General features: G+C 38.6%; 15 protein-coding genes. 7 read left to right on the forward strand and 8 right to left on the reverse strand.

Annotation, left to right across the window (positions count from 1 at the left end; all coding sequences use genetic code 11):
* Positions 1 to 36: 36 nt before the first annotated feature.
* Complete coding sequence (locus FVA69_RS07805; RefSeq protein WP_004912542.1) at positions 37 to 879, forward strand: MetQ/NlpA family ABC transporter substrate-binding protein; 843 nt, start codon at positions 37 to 39, stop codon at positions 877 to 879.
* 227 nt (positions 880 to 1,106) lie between these two features.
* Positions 1,107 to 1,844, forward strand: a complete 738-nt coding sequence (locus tag FVA69_RS07810; protein WP_109911502.1) for a cyclase family protein — start codon at positions 1,107 to 1,109, stop codon at positions 1,842 to 1,844.
* Positions 1,845 to 1,896: 52 nt separating this feature from the next.
* Here the strand turns inward: FVA69_RS07810 and FVA69_RS07815 are convergent, their stop codons facing one another.
* Complete coding sequence (locus FVA69_RS07815) at positions 1,897 to 3,132, reverse strand: SLC13 family permease (RefSeq protein WP_004912534.1); 1,236 nt, start codon at positions 3,130 to 3,132, stop codon at positions 1,897 to 1,899.
* A 629-nt stretch (positions 3,133 to 3,761) separates the two neighbouring features.
* Between FVA69_RS07815 and FVA69_RS07820 the strand changes: the two genes are divergently transcribed.
* The 4 genes from FVA69_RS07820 (at position 3,762) to FVA69_RS07835 (ending at position 8,030) form a co-directional block, all read left to right on the forward strand.
* Positions 3,762 to 5,711, forward strand: coding sequence for a PTS mannitol transporter subunit IICBA (locus FVA69_RS07820; RefSeq protein WP_109911503.1), 1,950 nt, complete (start codon positions 3,762 to 3,764; stop codon positions 5,709 to 5,711).
* A gap of 11 nt (positions 5,712 to 5,722) precedes the next feature.
* Positions 5,723 to 6,883 (forward strand): mannitol-1-phosphate 5-dehydrogenase, encoded by a 1,161-nt coding sequence (locus FVA69_RS07825; RefSeq protein WP_164528632.1) that lies wholly within the window; start codon positions 5,723 to 5,725, stop codon positions 6,881 to 6,883.
* 100 nt (positions 6,884 to 6,983) lie between these two features.
* On the forward strand, positions 6,984 to 7,514 hold the full coding sequence (locus FVA69_RS07830; protein WP_004912528.1) for an MltR family transcriptional regulator: 531 nt from the start codon (positions 6,984 to 6,986) through the stop codon (positions 7,512 to 7,514).
* 96 nt (positions 7,515 to 7,610) lie between these two features.
* Entirely contained in the window at positions 7,611 to 8,030 is a 420-nt protein-coding gene (locus tag FVA69_RS07835; protein WP_164528633.1) for a GNAT family N-acetyltransferase, read from the forward strand.
* Positions 8,031 to 8,044: 14 nt separating this feature from the next.
* Here FVA69_RS07835 and FVA69_RS07840 read toward each other — a convergent pair whose 3' ends face one another.
* Positions 8,045 to 9,376 carry a glycosyl hydrolase family 28-related protein gene (locus FVA69_RS07840; RefSeq protein ID WP_164528634.1) on the reverse strand — a complete coding sequence of 444 codons (1,332 nt, stop codon included), beginning with the start codon at positions 9,374 to 9,376 and terminating at the stop codon, positions 8,045 to 8,047.
* Positions 9,377 to 9,670: 294 nt separating this feature from the next.
* Between FVA69_RS07840 and FVA69_RS07845 the strand changes: the two genes are divergently transcribed.
* The gene (locus tag FVA69_RS07845; protein WP_164528635.1) at positions 9,671 to 10,168 is read left to right on the forward strand and encodes an AAA family ATPase; all 498 of its coding nucleotides are present in this window, start codon (positions 9,671 to 9,673) and stop codon (positions 10,166 to 10,168) included.
* Between the two features lie 274 nt (positions 10,169 to 10,442).
* Here FVA69_RS07845 and FVA69_RS07850 read toward each other — a convergent pair whose 3' ends face one another.
* The 6 genes from FVA69_RS07850 to tssF form a co-directional block, all read right to left on the reverse strand.
* Positions 10,443 to 10,850 (reverse strand): hypothetical protein, encoded by a 408-nt coding sequence (locus FVA69_RS07850; protein WP_164528636.1) that lies wholly within the window; start codon positions 10,848 to 10,850, stop codon positions 10,443 to 10,445.
* A gap of 667 nt (positions 10,851 to 11,517) precedes the next feature.
* Entirely contained in the window at positions 11,518 to 12,855 is a 1,338-nt protein-coding gene (locus FVA69_RS07855; RefSeq protein WP_164528637.1) for a VasL domain-containing protein, read from the reverse strand.
* A 22-nt stretch (positions 12,856 to 12,877) separates the two neighbouring features.
* Positions 12,878 to 13,306, reverse strand: coding sequence for a type VI secretion system baseplate subunit TssE (tssE, locus tag FVA69_RS07860; protein WP_004912512.1), 429 nt, complete (start codon positions 13,304 to 13,306; stop codon positions 12,878 to 12,880).
* A 1-nt stretch (position 13,307) separates the two neighbouring features.
* Positions 13,308 to 13,847 (reverse strand): type VI secretion system lipoprotein TssJ, encoded by a 540-nt coding sequence (tssJ, locus tag FVA69_RS07865; protein WP_164528638.1) that lies wholly within the window; start codon positions 13,845 to 13,847, stop codon positions 13,308 to 13,310.
* A gap of 15 nt (positions 13,848 to 13,862) precedes the next feature.
* The gene (gene tssG, locus FVA69_RS07870) at positions 13,863 to 14,954 is read right to left on the reverse strand and encodes a type VI secretion system baseplate subunit TssG (protein WP_109911508.1); all 1,092 of its coding nucleotides are present in this window, start codon (positions 14,952 to 14,954) and stop codon (positions 13,863 to 13,865) included.
* Complete coding sequence (gene tssF / locus FVA69_RS07875; RefSeq protein ID WP_110732018.1) at positions 14,930 to 16,681, reverse strand: type VI secretion system baseplate subunit TssF; 1,752 nt, start codon at positions 16,679 to 16,681, stop codon at positions 14,930 to 14,932. The genes tssG and tssF overlap by 25 nt, the downstream gene beginning before the upstream one ends.
* Between the last annotated feature and the right edge of the window lie 13 nt (positions 16,682 to 16,694).

The raw sequence follows: 16,694 nt of genomic DNA on the forward strand, positions 1-16,694 counted from the left end.
TATACTGCCCAAAATATCTTTACAGGGTTGTTACATATGTTAAAACAAAAAATAATAGGCTTGTCTTTAATTACTACGGCTTTAGTTGCGTTGGCAGGTTGTGGTGATAATAGTGAAAAAGATAATCCGAATAAAAAACAAATTACGATAGGCTTTGGTGTTGGTAATTATATTGACCAAGTGGATAAAGGTATCGTCCCGATTTTAGAGAAAAAAGGTTATACGGTTAATTTGCGCCAATTTTCGCAGAATAGGCAAATTAATCCTGCTTTTGAAGAAGGTTCAATCGATGCTTCTGTTAATCAAAGCCGCGCCTATATGGAGGCTTATAACAAAAAGAATAATATTAACATGGTGGCATTGACGGATTCACCGAGTGCGCCACAAAGTCTGCGGTCAAATAAACATAAAACACTGGATGATGTGAAAGATGGTATGATCGTCGCGCTATCTAATGACCCTGTTAATGCAGAACGTGGTGCTAGAATTCTGGAACAGTTAGGTTGGATTAAAATTAAGCCAAATGTGAGTACATTAAGCTTTAGTGTTAATGATATTTCGCCTGATAAATATAACTTAGATATCCGAGAAACTGATGCAGCACAAGGGTTACGATTATTAGATGATGTCGATTTTGTCGTTGTGAATGGCAACTATGTTGCAAGTGCAGGTCAGCGCATTGCTGATGGCTTGGTCGTAGAAAATTCACCGCTAGAGCATCGTGTTATTGTGACTGTCATGCAAAAAGACTTAGATGCTCAGTGGGCAAAAGATTTGAAAGAAGCTTTTGAGTCTAAAGAATATGCAGATTATATTCGTTCGCAGCGTATTTACGATGGTTTTATTGAACCTGAAAGCTGGAACAAATATCCTAAATAAAACCCTAGTCTGTTTTTTTATTATTAGTATTACGTTAACCACTAATTTTTATTAATTAGTGGTTTTTTCTATATAAACTAAATATCTTACTGATTTAATGTGAAAAATATTCGTGTTGAATTTGTAGACAATCTGGTGTTTTTTCGTTATTTAATAGATTAAGAGCTGAATTATAAAAATAGAATATAGATAAGTTTATGTAAAAAATAAAACTGACAGGGGAAAGTATGAGTAACGAATTAATTGATGCATTTAATGTAATAAAATCTAAAAGATGGGTTGATTTGACACATAGCTTCGATAAAGATTCACCGCATTTTTTTATGTTTGATTCTGCTGAGTTTAAAACATTATTTGGTTATCCAGAGGGTTTTTTTGCACAGCAATTTACATTTCCAGGCCAATATGGCACTCATATTGATGCTCCTTGTCATTTTGTCGAAGGAATGCGTTATTTACATGAACTCGAATTAAAGGAACTTGTTTTGCCATTGATTGTTATAGACCAATCAGAAAGAGCAAAAGAAGATCCTAATTTTGCATTTTCTCGTAATGATATTCTCAATTTTGAAGCACAAAATGGCCAAATTGAATCCGGGAGTTTTGTTGCATTACGTACCGATTGGAGTAAACGTTGGCCATCACAAGAGCTTATGGATAATAAAGATGATGAGGGCAATAACCAAATACCGGGTTGGGGAATGGACGCTCTTAAATTTTTATTTGAAGAACGTGGAATAAAAGCTATTGGACATGAAACATTTGATACTGATGCAGCAAAAGATTTTCGAAAAAATAATGCATTACTCGGTGAGTATTATGTATTAGAGCAAGATACATACCAAGTTGAATTACTCGCTAATTTAGACCAAGTGCCCACACGTGGTGCCGTGATTTTTAATATTGTCGCTAAACCAAATAATGCCAGTGGTTTTCCTGTGCGTTCTTTTGCAATACTTCCATAGGAAATATAATTATAACCAATCTGCTAATGTAATAGCAGATTGGTTAAAACGGCTATAAAGCAATTATAATCCATGCAGCGGCTAATAGCATACACAATAGCGCGACAACTCCTCCGGATTTAGAAAATTCACCGAAAGAGATTTTTACACCATATGCCGCTGATTGTTCAACGACAATAATTCCAGCAAGGCTACCGAAGACCAGTAAATTACTTGAAAAGCCTGAACCCAATACAAGAGCTGCGCCTAATGAATCGGCATTACCATCAGGTGTTAAGAATGGGACGAGTAACATAACTGAGGGATTATTTCCAACGATAGTGCTTAGAACACCGGTCACTAAAAATAGGGCTAATGGATTATTGAGATCCACACCGTAGCTTCGTAAATCCGTTAATAATTGCTGAGGAAGGCCTGTGGCGGCAAAAGCAGCGTTAACAACAAATAACCCCATGATGAGTAATAGAAGATTACCGTCGACGAGTTTAAGCATATCACTCGAGGCAATGGACCGGTTTAATAATAAAAAACCAGCAGCAGTCAATGCTATAAGTTCTTTAGGAATATCAGTCACAATAAAGGCAATGATGACTGCGAAAGTAATAACACCAGCTTTTGCTGTCTCCCATACATTTAATGTTTCTTGGGTTTTTTGTGGGGAAGCTGCTAGCGTATTTTCTTTAGCCAAATACCAACGATTACGATATAACCAAACGAGTACCAACCATGTTAATGGTAAAGAAAGTAGGGCTGGTATTGCTGATGCCTGTAATAAGCCTACAAACGAGATATCGAGCCCTTGGGCTGCGATCATATTTTGTGGGCTACCAATTAATGAGCCGGCCGCGCCATTATTCGCCGCGAAACAAAAACCAAGTAAAAATGGAATTGGGTTTAAACCGCGAGATAAACTAATTGATACTAATAATGGTGTCATGGCGACAACAACAACATCGTTAGTGAGAAATGCAGAAAGAAAGCCACCGACAAGAATTAAAACCGCGAGTAATGTAGGGGGAGAAACTTTTAGCATTGCCACTCGGTTTGCGGTCCAACTATAAAAACCAGACACAACAAAAGAAGCAGAAACGACCATAAGCCCAAATAACATACCAATCGTTCGGTAATCGATAGCATTCCACGCATGAGGCGGTGTAATACTGCCGATAGCCATCATAGCGAGGGCGCCAATAACAGCAGCTCCAGTTCTATCAACTTTGAAGCCTGGTAGCTTACCAAAGCCCATTGCAATATAAACTAAAAGAAAAACAATAACGGTTAACGTCATGATATTCACATTTTAATTAAGAAAATTAGAGGTAATTTATCGATGAACACTCAGCGAAGCAAGGCTAAATAATGTATTGATAATAACATGTTGCAGTTAGCTCTATTTAAGATTGTCGCTAAAAGATAACAATAATGTAATTAAGAATTAAGTTTACAAATAGCGATAACAAGCATTGACCATAAGAAACGATAATCTGATTTGTTGCAGCATAAAAAGAAAAACAAAGAAAATACATTTGGTAATTTTATTACAAAATTAAAAAAGTATTTGGTCAGTTGAGAATTTGATAGCAGCTCATAGGATTAAAAAAGAGAAACTGAAAATTAATTGTGACAAAAGTCACTATTTAAAGATAAATAACGTTTTTTAATTTGTGATTTAAGTCACAAAAAATGGTTTTTTAGTGCAAAAAAAGATCAATGTAATTTAGTGACACGAGCTTTTTGTGAGCTTCATCAATATAAATATAGGGTGGACAGGGGGGTAATGGTGACTTTGATCACATAAAGGCCCACGTGGTGCGAATCTGATAAAGCTCATGCTAGAGTGAAAGTGTTGAAAAAATCACGGACGTTATTTGGCGATAACGTTACTACTTTATCATTCTCGTACCACGGGGTTCTGTCATGGTAACATCAAATATCAAATTAAAGGTACAGAATTTTGGGCGTTTCCTCAGTAATATGGTTATGCCTAATATCGGTGCTTTTATCGCTTGGGGATTAATTACTGCGTTATTTATCCCAACTGGCTGGTGGCCTAATGAGACATTAGCTCAACTTGTAGGCCCTATGATCACCTATTTACTACCACTATTAATCGGTTATACCGGTGGCCGTTTAGTCGGTGGAGAGCGGGGTGGAATAGTTGGCGCAATAACAACAATGGGTGTAATTGTTGGGGCCGACATGCCAATGTTTATGGGGGCAATGATTGCTGGTCCATTAGGCGGATATGCAATAAAACGTTTTGATTTGTGGATAGAAGGCAAAATTAAAACGGGTTTTGAAATGTTAGTGAATAATTTTTCATCTGGCATTATCGGTATGTTATTAGCCATTTTGGCTTATTTAGCGATTGGGCCTCTTGTTGCAGGGCTATCCAAGATATTAGCAGCCGGTGTAAATGTGATGGTGGAGAATAATTTACTTCCACTCACGTCTATTTTTGTTGAACCTGCCAAAATCTTATTTCTTAATAATGCTATCAATCACGGTATTTTTTCACCACTAGGTATTCAGCAAGCATCAGAAACAGGTGCATCCATCTTTTTCTTAATTGAAGCCAACCCTGGACCCGGTTTAGGTGTTTTACTCGCGTATATGTTTTTTGGCAAAGGTAATGCTAAGCAGTCTGCGCCAGGAGCCGCAATTATTCACTTTTTTGGTGGCATCCATGAAATTTATTTTCCTTACGTCTTAATGAATCCTCGGTTAATTCTTGCTGTTATTCTGGGTGGAATGACAGGGGTATTTGTGATGAACCTTTTTCATGCTGGGTTAGTCTCTCCTGCATCCCCGGGCTCAATATTTGCAGTTCTACTGATGACGCCTAAATCATCACTTATCGGCGTTATTTTATCGGTCGCAAGTGCTACAGTTGTTTCTTTCATCGTTTCAGCTCTTTTATTAAAACGAACACGAATTGGTGATGATGATGAACTCGAGAGTGCGACGAAAAAAATGCGTAATATGAAAACGCAATCAAAGTCATCATCAGTAAATTCAATCAATAAAGATGCTTCTATCAATTTAGCTCAAGTGCACAACATTATTGTCGCTTGCGATGCAGGCATGGGCTCAAGTGCAATGGGAGCGGGGGTATTAGCCAAAAAAGTACGTGATGCTGGCTTGCTAGACATCACCGTCACTAATATGGCAATCAACGATTTACCAGAAAATGTTGATATTGTTATCACTCATAGGGATTTAACGCAAAGAGCGAAATCATTTGCGCCAAATGCAATCCATATTTCTTTAACAAACTTCTTAGATAGTCAAACGTATAATGATTTAGTCACGAATTTAATAGCTAAAAAAAATCCTAAGGCAGCTAATGATGGGCATTTAATTAAACAAACTATTGTTGCGGCTAATGATGAGTCATATGACATAACCGAACATGAAGAGGCTTTGTTTACTTTAAGTGCGAAGCACATTCATTTAAATCTGGCGGCAGAAAATAAAACCCAAGCTATCCGCTTTGTAGGGCAGAAGCTAGTTGAAGGCGGGTATGTTGAGCCTGAATATATAGAGGCTATGCTAGCTCGTGAAAAACTAACACCAACATATCTTGGAGAGTCTATTGCGGTACCTCACGGAACAATAGAAGCCAAAGACCGCGTATTAAAAACTGGCATTGTTATTTGCCAATATCCTAAAGGCGTACAATTTGGTGAAGAACCCGATGAAATTGCTCGCTTAGTGATTGGTATTGCAGCACAAAATAATGAGCACATTGAAGTTATTACACGAATTACTTCCGCTTTAGATGAAGATGGGGTCATTGAGCGTTTATGTGAAACCCAAGATGTTCAGGAAGTACTCGAAATTTTAGCGTCTCAAAGTGCAGCATAAGGAGAATAATAATGAAAGTCATTCATTTTGGTGCAGGAAATATAGGCCGCGGTTTTATTGGTAAATTATTAGCAGACGCAAATTCACAAGTCACTTTTACGGATGTCAATCAGCCATTAATTGACCAACTAGCACATCAACAATCTTATAATGTTCATGTTGTTGGTCAGGAAAATCGTATTGAGAAAGTCCAACACATTCACGCTGTTAATAGTAATGACCCTAAAACGATAGAGTTTATTGCAACGGCAGATATGCTTACAACAGCAGTCGGGCCTCAAGTGCTTGAAAAAATTTCCTCAACGATAGCTAAAGGCATTATTCATAGAAAATCGTTGGGAAATAACCAGCCACTCAATATTATTGCATGTGAAAATATGGTGAGAGGAACTAGCCAATTAAAGCAACATGTATTGGCTCAATTGCCTGAAGAGTTACATCAATGGGTTGAGCAGCATATTGGTTTTGTAGACTCCGCAGTTGACCGTATTGTTCCTCCGATGGAGGTAGCGAATGATGACCCGCTTGATGTTACCGTCGAATCCTTTAGTGAGTGGATTGTTGATCAGACACAATTTGTTGGTGATATTCCTATTATCGAAGGAATGGAATTAACGGATAATCTAATGGCATTTGTCGAACGTAAGCTATTTACGTTAAATACAGGCCATGCAATAACAGCTTATCTGGGACAATTATATGGATACCAAACAATTAGTGAAGCGATTGGCGATTTGAGGATCCACACTATTGTTAAATCGGCAATGAAAGAAAGCGGGCAAGTATTAATTCAACGTTATGGCTTTGATTCGAAAATACATAATCAATACATAGATAAAATACTGAGCCGCTTTGCGAACCCATATTTAAAAGATGATGTTAGCCGAGTAGGACGACAACCTATGCGAAAATTAAGTTCAAATGATCGCCTAATTAAGCCGTTATTAGGTACATTTGAATATCAATTATCACATGAAAATCTGATCATAGGTATTGCAGCTGCATTGCATTTTAGGTGTGAAACTGATCCCCAAGCAAATGAAATGGCAAAGTTAATTGCAGACAAAGGACTTACCCAAACGGTCATTCAACTTTGTGGAATAGAGCAATATCCAGAGGTAATTGATAAAATTTGTACTCAATACCAGTTAATGATGTTGAGTAAAAAGTAATATTACGGATAATGGGTTAATTATTGAGGTTCAATCACTTTATGGCTACCTACTATGTGAAAGCAAGTAATATAGCCATAAAGTGATAAAAGAAGCTAATATGGAAAATAAACAAAACATTGAAAATCAAATTCTTGAGCGGTTGAATCAACGACCAGAGGTGCACTTATTTGTTCAAGATGTCGTTATTTTAATTTCACAAGCTATTGATAAATTAATGTTAAAAGTTTTCAGAAAGGATGACTATGCAGTAAAATATGCAGTTGAGCCTCTTTTAACTGGAAATGGCCCATTAGGGGAGTTATCGGTTCGTTTGAAACTCTTATTTGCGTTAGGGGCTATTTCTCGTGAAACCTATGAAGATATAGAATTATTTCTTGCTTTGAATGAGTCATTATCTGCAGAAAAAATAAATATAAATTTTACGGATGATGAAATTTTAGGCAGTATTAAAATGCTTCATTGTATGGAACCATTACCAGAAATGATGAGATTTAATCAGCCGGAAGATCTTATTGATAATCAATTAATTGAATTGCAAAAACACCGTTTTCAGCAAATGATCAAATCTTCATTGATATTGTCTGTAACAGCCTTAATTACCCAAATTATCGAAACGGATGTATTTTAAAATAGGTTATTCTATTATCTCTATTTTACTGTTTACTTACCAAGGTAAATATGTTTGAAATAATACGTTATTAGCCGAGAATCAGCAGAGTATCGAATGAATATTATTATTGCACATGAAATCACCACTGAAGATAAAGAGGAGTTACTTGCAGGGTTGCGTAGTTTTAATACTCAGTTTTTAAATGCCGACCGGTTTGGTTCATTAGGAATTTATTTTAAAAATGATGATGGTGTGATGCTTGGTGGTTTACTTGCCTCAGTTAAGGCAAATTGGTTATGTATTGATTATTTATGGGTTAGTGAAATTGCCAGAAATGATGGATTAGGGCGTGAATTGATGTATACCGCTGAACGGGAAGCAATAAAATTAGGTTGTATTCATAGCTTAGTTGACACATTTAGTTTTCAAGCCTTGCCATTTTATGAAAAATTAGGATATGTGAAACAAATGTCATTACCTGACTTCCCGGAGACAGGCATGCAACGACATTATTTAACTAAACGTGACATATAAAAAGTACCTATAAATTATGGCATGATCGGTTTAGTCGATAAATATTGTGCTGCATAATCAGGTAGGCGGGCCTTTATTTTATCAATTGTTATTTCAGCAATGACACCACTTGTCGGTACTAACTCGTTTGTTTCAACGAAAATATTCTCTGAACAAAAGAACTGATTAGATGAGAATGATTTTTCTGGTGAAGTAACTAATGGTTTGCTCTTAGTCCTATTGATAAAGCGATTAGAGAAAACTAGATAATTTTTAATATTAATAGATTTATCTTCAGTATCTACAAAATTTTGCCAATAGCTAATTAAAGCGTCAGATAAATAATTATTAAAAATGAAGGTGTCTTGCATAATTAGCCATTTGTCATCGACATTGTCATAGGGGCGTGCATTAAAAGAAATGTGATTAAGATAGTTACCAGCAAATACGAGTCCTTTTGCATTACGAAACTTTAATTGACCGGATGGCTTATCATCTTTTGGCCAGCCAGAGAAATAATTTTGAATAACTTCAACTTGTTCATACTGTTTAATATAAATACCATGATCACGTTGTATATCATCTTTATCTGTTTTAGGATTGTAGAGAAAGATTTGGTCACTACCTGAAATAAAGTTTTTACGAAATATCCCTTTTTTGAGATTACTCGTCGAATACCAACCGGAAACAAATTCACCTTGGGCATCATCAAAAGATATTAATTTTTTATCTCTTAAACTTAAAAGTGTGGTGAGCAGTATCTGTGTTTTTTTATCAAGCCATGGTGTTGCTAAGTTAATCTCATCGACCGAACCTAAAAAATTTTGTTCAATTAATAAACCGGAACTATTACCATAAGTACTAAGACCAACTCCTGCATAGTTACGCCCACGCATAAAAACATTACCATTTATTGTATAGAAATGACTAGAACAGGTCAGTTGCGCTGTGCTGTATTCGGTTATTGTGTTAATAAATACATTATGGCTAATACGAATTGCAGATTTGTGTCCATAAAAATGTATTCGAATATTGTCAAAGATTATGTTCTCTATGTTTATATTTGACACTTTTGTTCTGTAGGTACTATCACCGAACATAACCGATTGTCCTTTGGGATTTAAACAACGAAAAATTGTGCCTTCTATCGAACCCAATAAGGAATTATAAGATGTTAATAATACATCGCTAGCAAATAAGTAAGTACCGGCAGGGAAATAAATACCTTTATGAGATGTGTTACTTTCTTTAAGTAAACTTAATATCGCCTGACTTAAATCTTTATCTGTATTTGGTAATATACCTGCATCTTGTGCATTGATATAGCCATCCGGTGTGTCATTGCATGTGGGGCTTTGATTTATCATGTATATATCCTATCGACGGTTTTATTGTGGGGATATGAATAGTGTCACTTATAATTATCTGGTACTTAGCTATAGTACTAGTCATAAGGGGGATAAGTATATTGTTTTATCAATAATTCAGCAATATAAATTAAAATTATCATGGTCTACATTGTTTTTAACGCATTGATATTTATGTTAAAATTAATTAAAATATATTATTTCGAATAATATTTTTTAATTTTTGGTTCATCGGCATAGTTATTATGTAAATCTATCATTCGCAGTTTGATTATTAATAAATGAAGATAAAATATGAAAATTTGTATTATAGGGACGTCCGGGGCAGGAAAAACAACATTATCTGCCAAGCTAGCCGATGAATTTAATACGCCTGTATATGGCTATGATGAAATTTATTGGAATAAAACTCAGGCAGAATATATCAAAAATCCTCAACCTATTATTAACGCATTAGTCTTAGAGATAACATCTAAAAAAGAATGGATTATTGAAGGTGCTTACGATAGGCGTTTAACTCCCTTTTTTCATGACTATACGTTAATTATTCGCTTAAATGTACCTTACCATATATGTGCCTTTAGAATCGTAAAACGATACCTTGCATCTAAATTTACAACGATACGGCCCAAAGAGACATTTTTCAATACAGTTGAGTTACTACGCTTTGCAAAGCAATTTGATAAGCAGCTTGATGATTTCTTTGCACAAAATCCTTTATTTTCTTCTAAAGTCATCATTATAGATAATTCCAAACAATGTATTGGTACGATAAAAAAACATTTAGAATAAATAGGGTTCAGTGGCCTGTCCGGCTCTTACAGTATAAATAATTTTAGCAATAACTTTATTTGTACATCTATCAGTTGGTTTATGCTCTCTAAAGGCTGTTTTTGCTTCATCTCTTTTCTTCTGGTATCGGCTAAATAAATTTGCCCATAAAAAATACTATATACATGAGTACTTAGATTCCACTAGAAATTACTAGACCTTCTTGGAAGTAAAAATAATTAATCAATTCTCGTATAAAAAATAAAATAACATTCAAGCGGCCAAGTCATTTCAATCACTCAGAATGGCACTCAATCAGTTGGTAGGAGGAGGGATCATTAATTAAAAGTGACTCATTTTTAATTAAATATCTATTAGCATTTTTGCTTATAACGAATTGAGGCGGGGGGATTTTACAATCCTGTTCATCAATAATAGATGCATTAAATCCTGTGGCTATTTCTTTTAATGTATAATTCCCCTGGCAAGCATATAATTCTTGCCAGGATGAAATAGTTAACTTAGCCTCATTGTTAAATTTAAATTTTAGATTAATAAGTGTATTAACATCATTATTTGATTTTTTCTCGGAATAGTGTAAATAATAGCAACCAATGGTTTTAGTTGCATATGCACAATTTAATATAATGAATGAGAATAATGCACTAATAAATATAAGGTAACTCATTTTTGATTCATTCATCGATGATAACTAGTATACATAGCGTAATAGCAGAAAGTAAGTTAGCACTGCGTTAATTAACCGATTAATAAGCATTTTGACGAACATTAAAGGGTTGTAAAATCCTATTCCAGATTTCAATCATTTGTTATATTTGTCTTAATAATGAATTCTAAAATTTCTTTAAACATTTCTTTTCTATCTAAATTTATAGAATATTTAGGCACTGTACCGTCATCGTGCCCGCTCTCATAATCCATTGATGGCGTACTTTTCCATTTATTGTTAGATTTGAGTAACGTATATTTGCGCTTATCGCCATTCATCTCAGTAGAACGGTTGTCGTCAGACAGAATCGCCCGTATCTTTATGTTTTAAGTTAGACCCCATAATGCTAGGTAAAAAAATAACAGGAACCACTTTGGTTGCAGGGACATAAAGGTGGGCTTTGGCGTTCCGTGATTGATGTTCAGTCGTACATTCCCAAGAAACCCGTTTTTTCACATCAAATTGACAAAATGGTGCTGGATATTTTCGCCTTGTTCATCCTGACTCATTGTATTTTCTTCAAATTGAGCATGCCGATGATTGATTTGATATTCCCACTTATACTCAAATACATTTATTTATGAAAAATAAGGCGAGAATGATGGCAATATCGATGAGCAATTTATCGAGTGATAGGGAATTATTTATTTTGCTGAATCAATGCATATCGGTTCAATAGTTGTTTAAAGTGAGTATCAATACGTTGATATTCTGATTCAGGTACAGTGCCTTGCGCTTGTAATTGTTCTAGTTGGCGTAGTTCTTCTTCGAGTGGCAACCCTTGATTAAAATGTTGACGTGCATTAAAAATAATCGTTTTTAATTCAGACCCAGTGATATAGCTGCGAGGTTTACCATCGAGACTGTCTAAGCGCGTACTGAGATTATTTAACTCTGACATTCCTTCAGACCACTGTTGGAGTTTATCGCGAGATGACGCATTGATTTGCATATTTTGCTGCCATTTATCGTTTAACGCTCTGACTTCTTGCCGTTCACCATATTGCTTCGTGAGGTAACTCACCATGCTTAATCCATACTGTTGAGACCAAATTGGGGAGACGGACTCTAATTCTACGAGGTAGTTATCGATTACCTTGAGTTTTTCAGGAGAAAAACTATTCGGTTGCGCGGCATTAGGTTGTAATTGTTGCTCAAGAATTGAGGCAATATTCGGCGTAAAGTCAGGTAACTGGGGTAGCGCTTGCGCTAAAACGTGGTTATTGATTTGCGGGTGTAACACATACAAAGTTCCTGCACACAGCGCGCCTGTGAGCACAATACCGAAAGCCAGACCCACACAAATGCCTTTGCGGTAAGAAGGCTTGGTCGGTGTACTGATAGTGGCATTGGCCTTGATGGAAATTGGCGTTGCTGCGGCACGGGCATGAAATGATGATGGTGAGGTTTTCGGCAATTGCAGCGGCGTTGGTGGAATAAAACCACTATCGGGAACATCGGTATTTTCGAGTTGCTTGGCTTGAGTGGTGAGCAAGTTTTGCAGTCGTTCCAGCTGAGTGAGGTGTTTGAGCTCTAATGTTTGCAGCAACTGTCCAATTTGGTTGAGCGTCGCTTCAGTTTGATACAGTGCTGGCAGGTCTGCATAAACAGGTGCATGGGCGCGTAACCCTGTCATGAGTTGTTGGCTCAGCGTTGCGAGGATCTCAACCCGGGCATGGGTCTGTTGTGGCCATAATCCTTGCCAGTGGCGGCTCAGTAAATGTTGGAGTAAAGATAAGCCTTCGTTTAATCCCGCTATGCCATTTTGATGCTGGCGGATCAGGGTAAACCATGCGCAAGTTTGTAAATCAGCGCCATTTTGGTTGAATAAGGACAAACATAGCCCATGAGCTCGCGCCCAGTCAACATCAGGGCGGGCAGGGTGGAAGCGTTTGTTTAACTCGTCTTTAAGGGCAGAGAAATCAGCCAGGGTGCGAGGGTCGCCACCAAGGCGTAATGTGTTTAAATCTGGGGTCATAGTCTTTTCACGCTATCGTCGGTTAAATCGTATCGAATTGTTTTTTCAGATGGTGGACGAGAATGCGTCCATCCGGCATAAACTCAGTGCCATAACGGATTAACCCTTGCTCATGTAATTCAACCTCAAGGGCGTAATGGAGTGCCCCAAAGCTATTTTGCGGTAATAACACTAAAGAGAGTGATTTGATACGGGGCTCATACTTGAGTAACGTTGCTGATAAAATGGTCATCATATTGTGAGCGGTACCGGGGAGACCTTGGATCATTTTACTCATATCGGGGAGTCCGTAGTCGGGAAGATGTTCGATGCTACCCGCTCTGGCGTTGAGAATGCGGCGAATATTGTCCATCACGGATACCATCACTTGGTCATGTTCTGGGATAGCATCAATATCTAATCCTCCCGCAAAATACCCCGTCAACATTTCATATAATGAAGGCTGGGACATGCTATTTTTCTCCGAGTGGTTTCAAGGTCATGGTGTTATCCGCGAGGGTGAGTAAGCGTGGATCATCGGGTAATAACCGCTTTTTGGGGATCACCACGCGCCAGTTGTCGGTGATAAGGTCAGGGTGATGGAACATCACGGCAACGGCAACAAATTCAGCACCGTCCTCAAGGGGCATATCAAGGGAAATTGATTCGCCAGGGCGAATTCGCAGGTCTTTTTGTGTGACTAATGAGGATTTGAGTACTTGGCTATCTTTAGCGAAAAGGGTGGCATAGTCGCTTTCAACAAAGCTTTCAAAGTTTTTTAGTTGATAAACACGGATAATCGTTGATAGCGAAGCGCCAGTATCGTCAGTATTGAGTGCTTCGCGTGCCACGAAATCAAGATGGACGACTTTCACTTGCTTATAAAATATCGCGTTTGCTGCACTGCGAGTGCCATCGCTGACCATTTGAGTCAGTCCGCATCCAGTGAGGTTTAATGCTGTCAGAAGCACCAATGTCTTGCCGCAAAATGACAATAAAGGGAGTTGTTTCATAGGTGAGTCCCAGAATTAGAATCGATAATTAGCATAATGTGAGGGCGGCGTAGAGTGTGATGTTGCCGATAACCGCTGATAGCGCCCCAAATTTAAGGTAATAATGTGTTCTCGGTGAGGGGCATTAGGCGCCAATGTGCCCATCGCGGCGGTACGTCCCAGTTGAACACCTTGGCGAGATTGCGTGCTTAACGTTGCGTTAGGGAGCAACTTTCTGGGTAATTTGAGACAAAGACGGGCATTGACTCTTGACCCTAGGTAAACATGCAACAGCGCCATTAAATCTTGATACAGTTGTCCGTCAGGCAACCAATTGCGGGCTTCATTAAAGTTATCTGTCTGTAAGGTAATCAAAATTTGGCTGTTTATATCGGTAGAATACTGACCTAAAACAGGCTTGTTGGTTAAGGTCATCGGTGTTCTGCAGGATAACCCTGTTTGAGTGGTTTGCTCAATGCGTCTTGGGTCATGAGGCTTGATGTTAACTTGGGTATCAGGCGCGAGTAATTTAACTAATGATATAACCCCTTCGGCGGTACGAGTTGGAAAACGTAGCGTACCCAGTAATGCGAGAAAGCGGGATAACGGAGCTTGTATATGTTGCGCCGTGCCAGGTATACCTAAGCCAATTAACCCATATAAATACTGGGAAGTTTCGTCTTCACCTCCCGCTAAAAATGTTGCAGGGTAAGAGTATTTTCGCCAAATACGATAAAACTGCGTCGTCAGTCGGTGGTTAAAAATATCTAAAAAATCGGTAAGAGACTCGGTTCCCTCACGTCGTTGTGCAATGTCATCAAGGTAGGTTGTCGGTAGCGGGGAAGTGACACCATATAACCCTAAAAATGTCGTTCGAATACTGGGTGTGTTGCTATCTCGGTAGCGGTCTTCAATGTCGATACCTTTAATTTCGGTGACAGGAAAACCCATCCCACGATGGGGACGAAACCGGATAACATCTGTTTTCGGGTCTTGGGTGCTACCGAGTGGCGGGCGCTGTTTATTACTCTGTTCTAGCAGTTGGCAAAACCGATAGAAGTTAACCAGTGGTAGACGCTCCCCTAGTGCATCAAAAAGCTGATTTACTGAGGATGATTCTCTGTCCATGTGAGGCTATTTCCTTTTGGTACAATATGGAGAGTTAATTGGTTAAATAGATGCACGTCGGTATAAAGCGCGAAAAAGCGATTGAGCATTTCACCAAAGAGATGAATATCACCTTCACCGTTAAATCCGTTGCTATCAAGGGTGATATCGATGGCAATACCACGCTGTAAAAAGCCTTTTTCGAAGCGCTCAATAAGGTGCTGTTCAACGTGGATCATGGCATCGAGTTTGCGGCTGTTTAGATCATCATCTCGCCAGTCATAGAGTGCCAATGTGCCACGTAATACTTCTACGTTATCCATCATATTGAGGAAGCTAGCGCCAAGGTGACTGAGGACACGCCAATGGAACCGATCTTCTGCAGGGGGATAGCACGGCAGGGTTGGCTTACATAAATTACGAACCTGCAATTGGGTTTGTAGCGTTTCTTCGGTTCTGTCGAGCAATGTACTTTGCAGCGCTTTGCGTGGAAGTTGTCCGTTAGTGCCGGTTAATTGTAAAGATAAGGTTTCACTTTCAAGGGTAGCGGTCGGTTGTTCGCGTTCTCCCCCTAAAATCAGCCATGTATCATGTAACCCACTGACACCGCGCTTAACACGAGTGTGGTAGTAGTGTTCTGGCGCATTGCGGCGCAACATGCCGCCTCTGTGGCGGAAACTGCTGAATGGAACATAATGAATGTGTTCATCTCGTCTTGTGCCATGAACCGTATCGACAGCATAAATTTCGGTGTGCCCATCTTGTAGGCGACGGGGACGCAGTAAATATTCACTTTCTAACCCGTTAACGGTGAGTGGGTCAGCTTCAATATTGAATAAGTTGATCACCGGAACGCTGTGCAGTTTTAGGTTATCCGTACTTAATGGAATGTCGCTATCCCATAGCGTATCAAGCACAATTTCGAGTTCAAAATGACTCAATCCTTCAGGTAATTGAATTTCACCGAGCCCGTTTAAGTTGACGAAAAAAAATTTTTCACGGAAAGAAAAATACTCCAGTAATAGCTGGTAGCCGCTGAAAGTGCTATCACTTTTAGGCCACAGTTGGTCTTCTTCAGCAAAGCCCCCCGGGGAAAACCAAAGGGGTAAACGAATACGATCAGGGGACGATGGCAGGCGAATATAGGTGGCTGCAACTTGCTTAGTCAGCGCTAAATGGAGTGCATAGGTCGTTGGAACGTCACCAGAGAGATAAAAGGAGAGTGCATTAAGTGCGGTTTGTTTCCAGTCAGCGAGCTTCGCACAATCGAACTGCAAACGAATTACGGAACGGCCATCAGGCTCTGTGGTTAAATTAACGGTTGATAGCACAATGGGATTGAGCGTTAAGTCTCGCGTTGTGCGATAGCGGCAGACGGTCTTTTTGGGACCAATCGGGCGCGAAAGCACTTCAAAGTTAGCAGGGATCACCGATGAGAGTTTCATATCGTGAATATCTGGCGCGAGTTCAACGACAGAAAGCGATGGAATGGTTTGTAGATAATGAGGCCAAAGTAGGCTAACTAACCCTTCTGTTAACTCAGGTAAATCATCATCAATTTTTTGGCGCAATTGCCCCATGGAGAAGGCAAAACCTTCAAAAAGTCGTTCAACAAAAGGGTCAGGAATGCCCACTTTGTCTAAATCTAATAACGCCGCACGATCGGGGTGAGCTTGAGCGAATTCTTTAGCTGCTTCACGCAGATATCGCATCTCCGCATCATAATAGCGAAGGGTTAAATCATCCATTTGTGTGGTTCTC

This window comes from Providencia sp. PROV004 (genome assembly GCF_011045615.1).
Classification (GTDB): Bacteria; Pseudomonadota; Gammaproteobacteria; order Enterobacterales; family Enterobacteriaceae; genus Providencia; species Providencia rettgeri.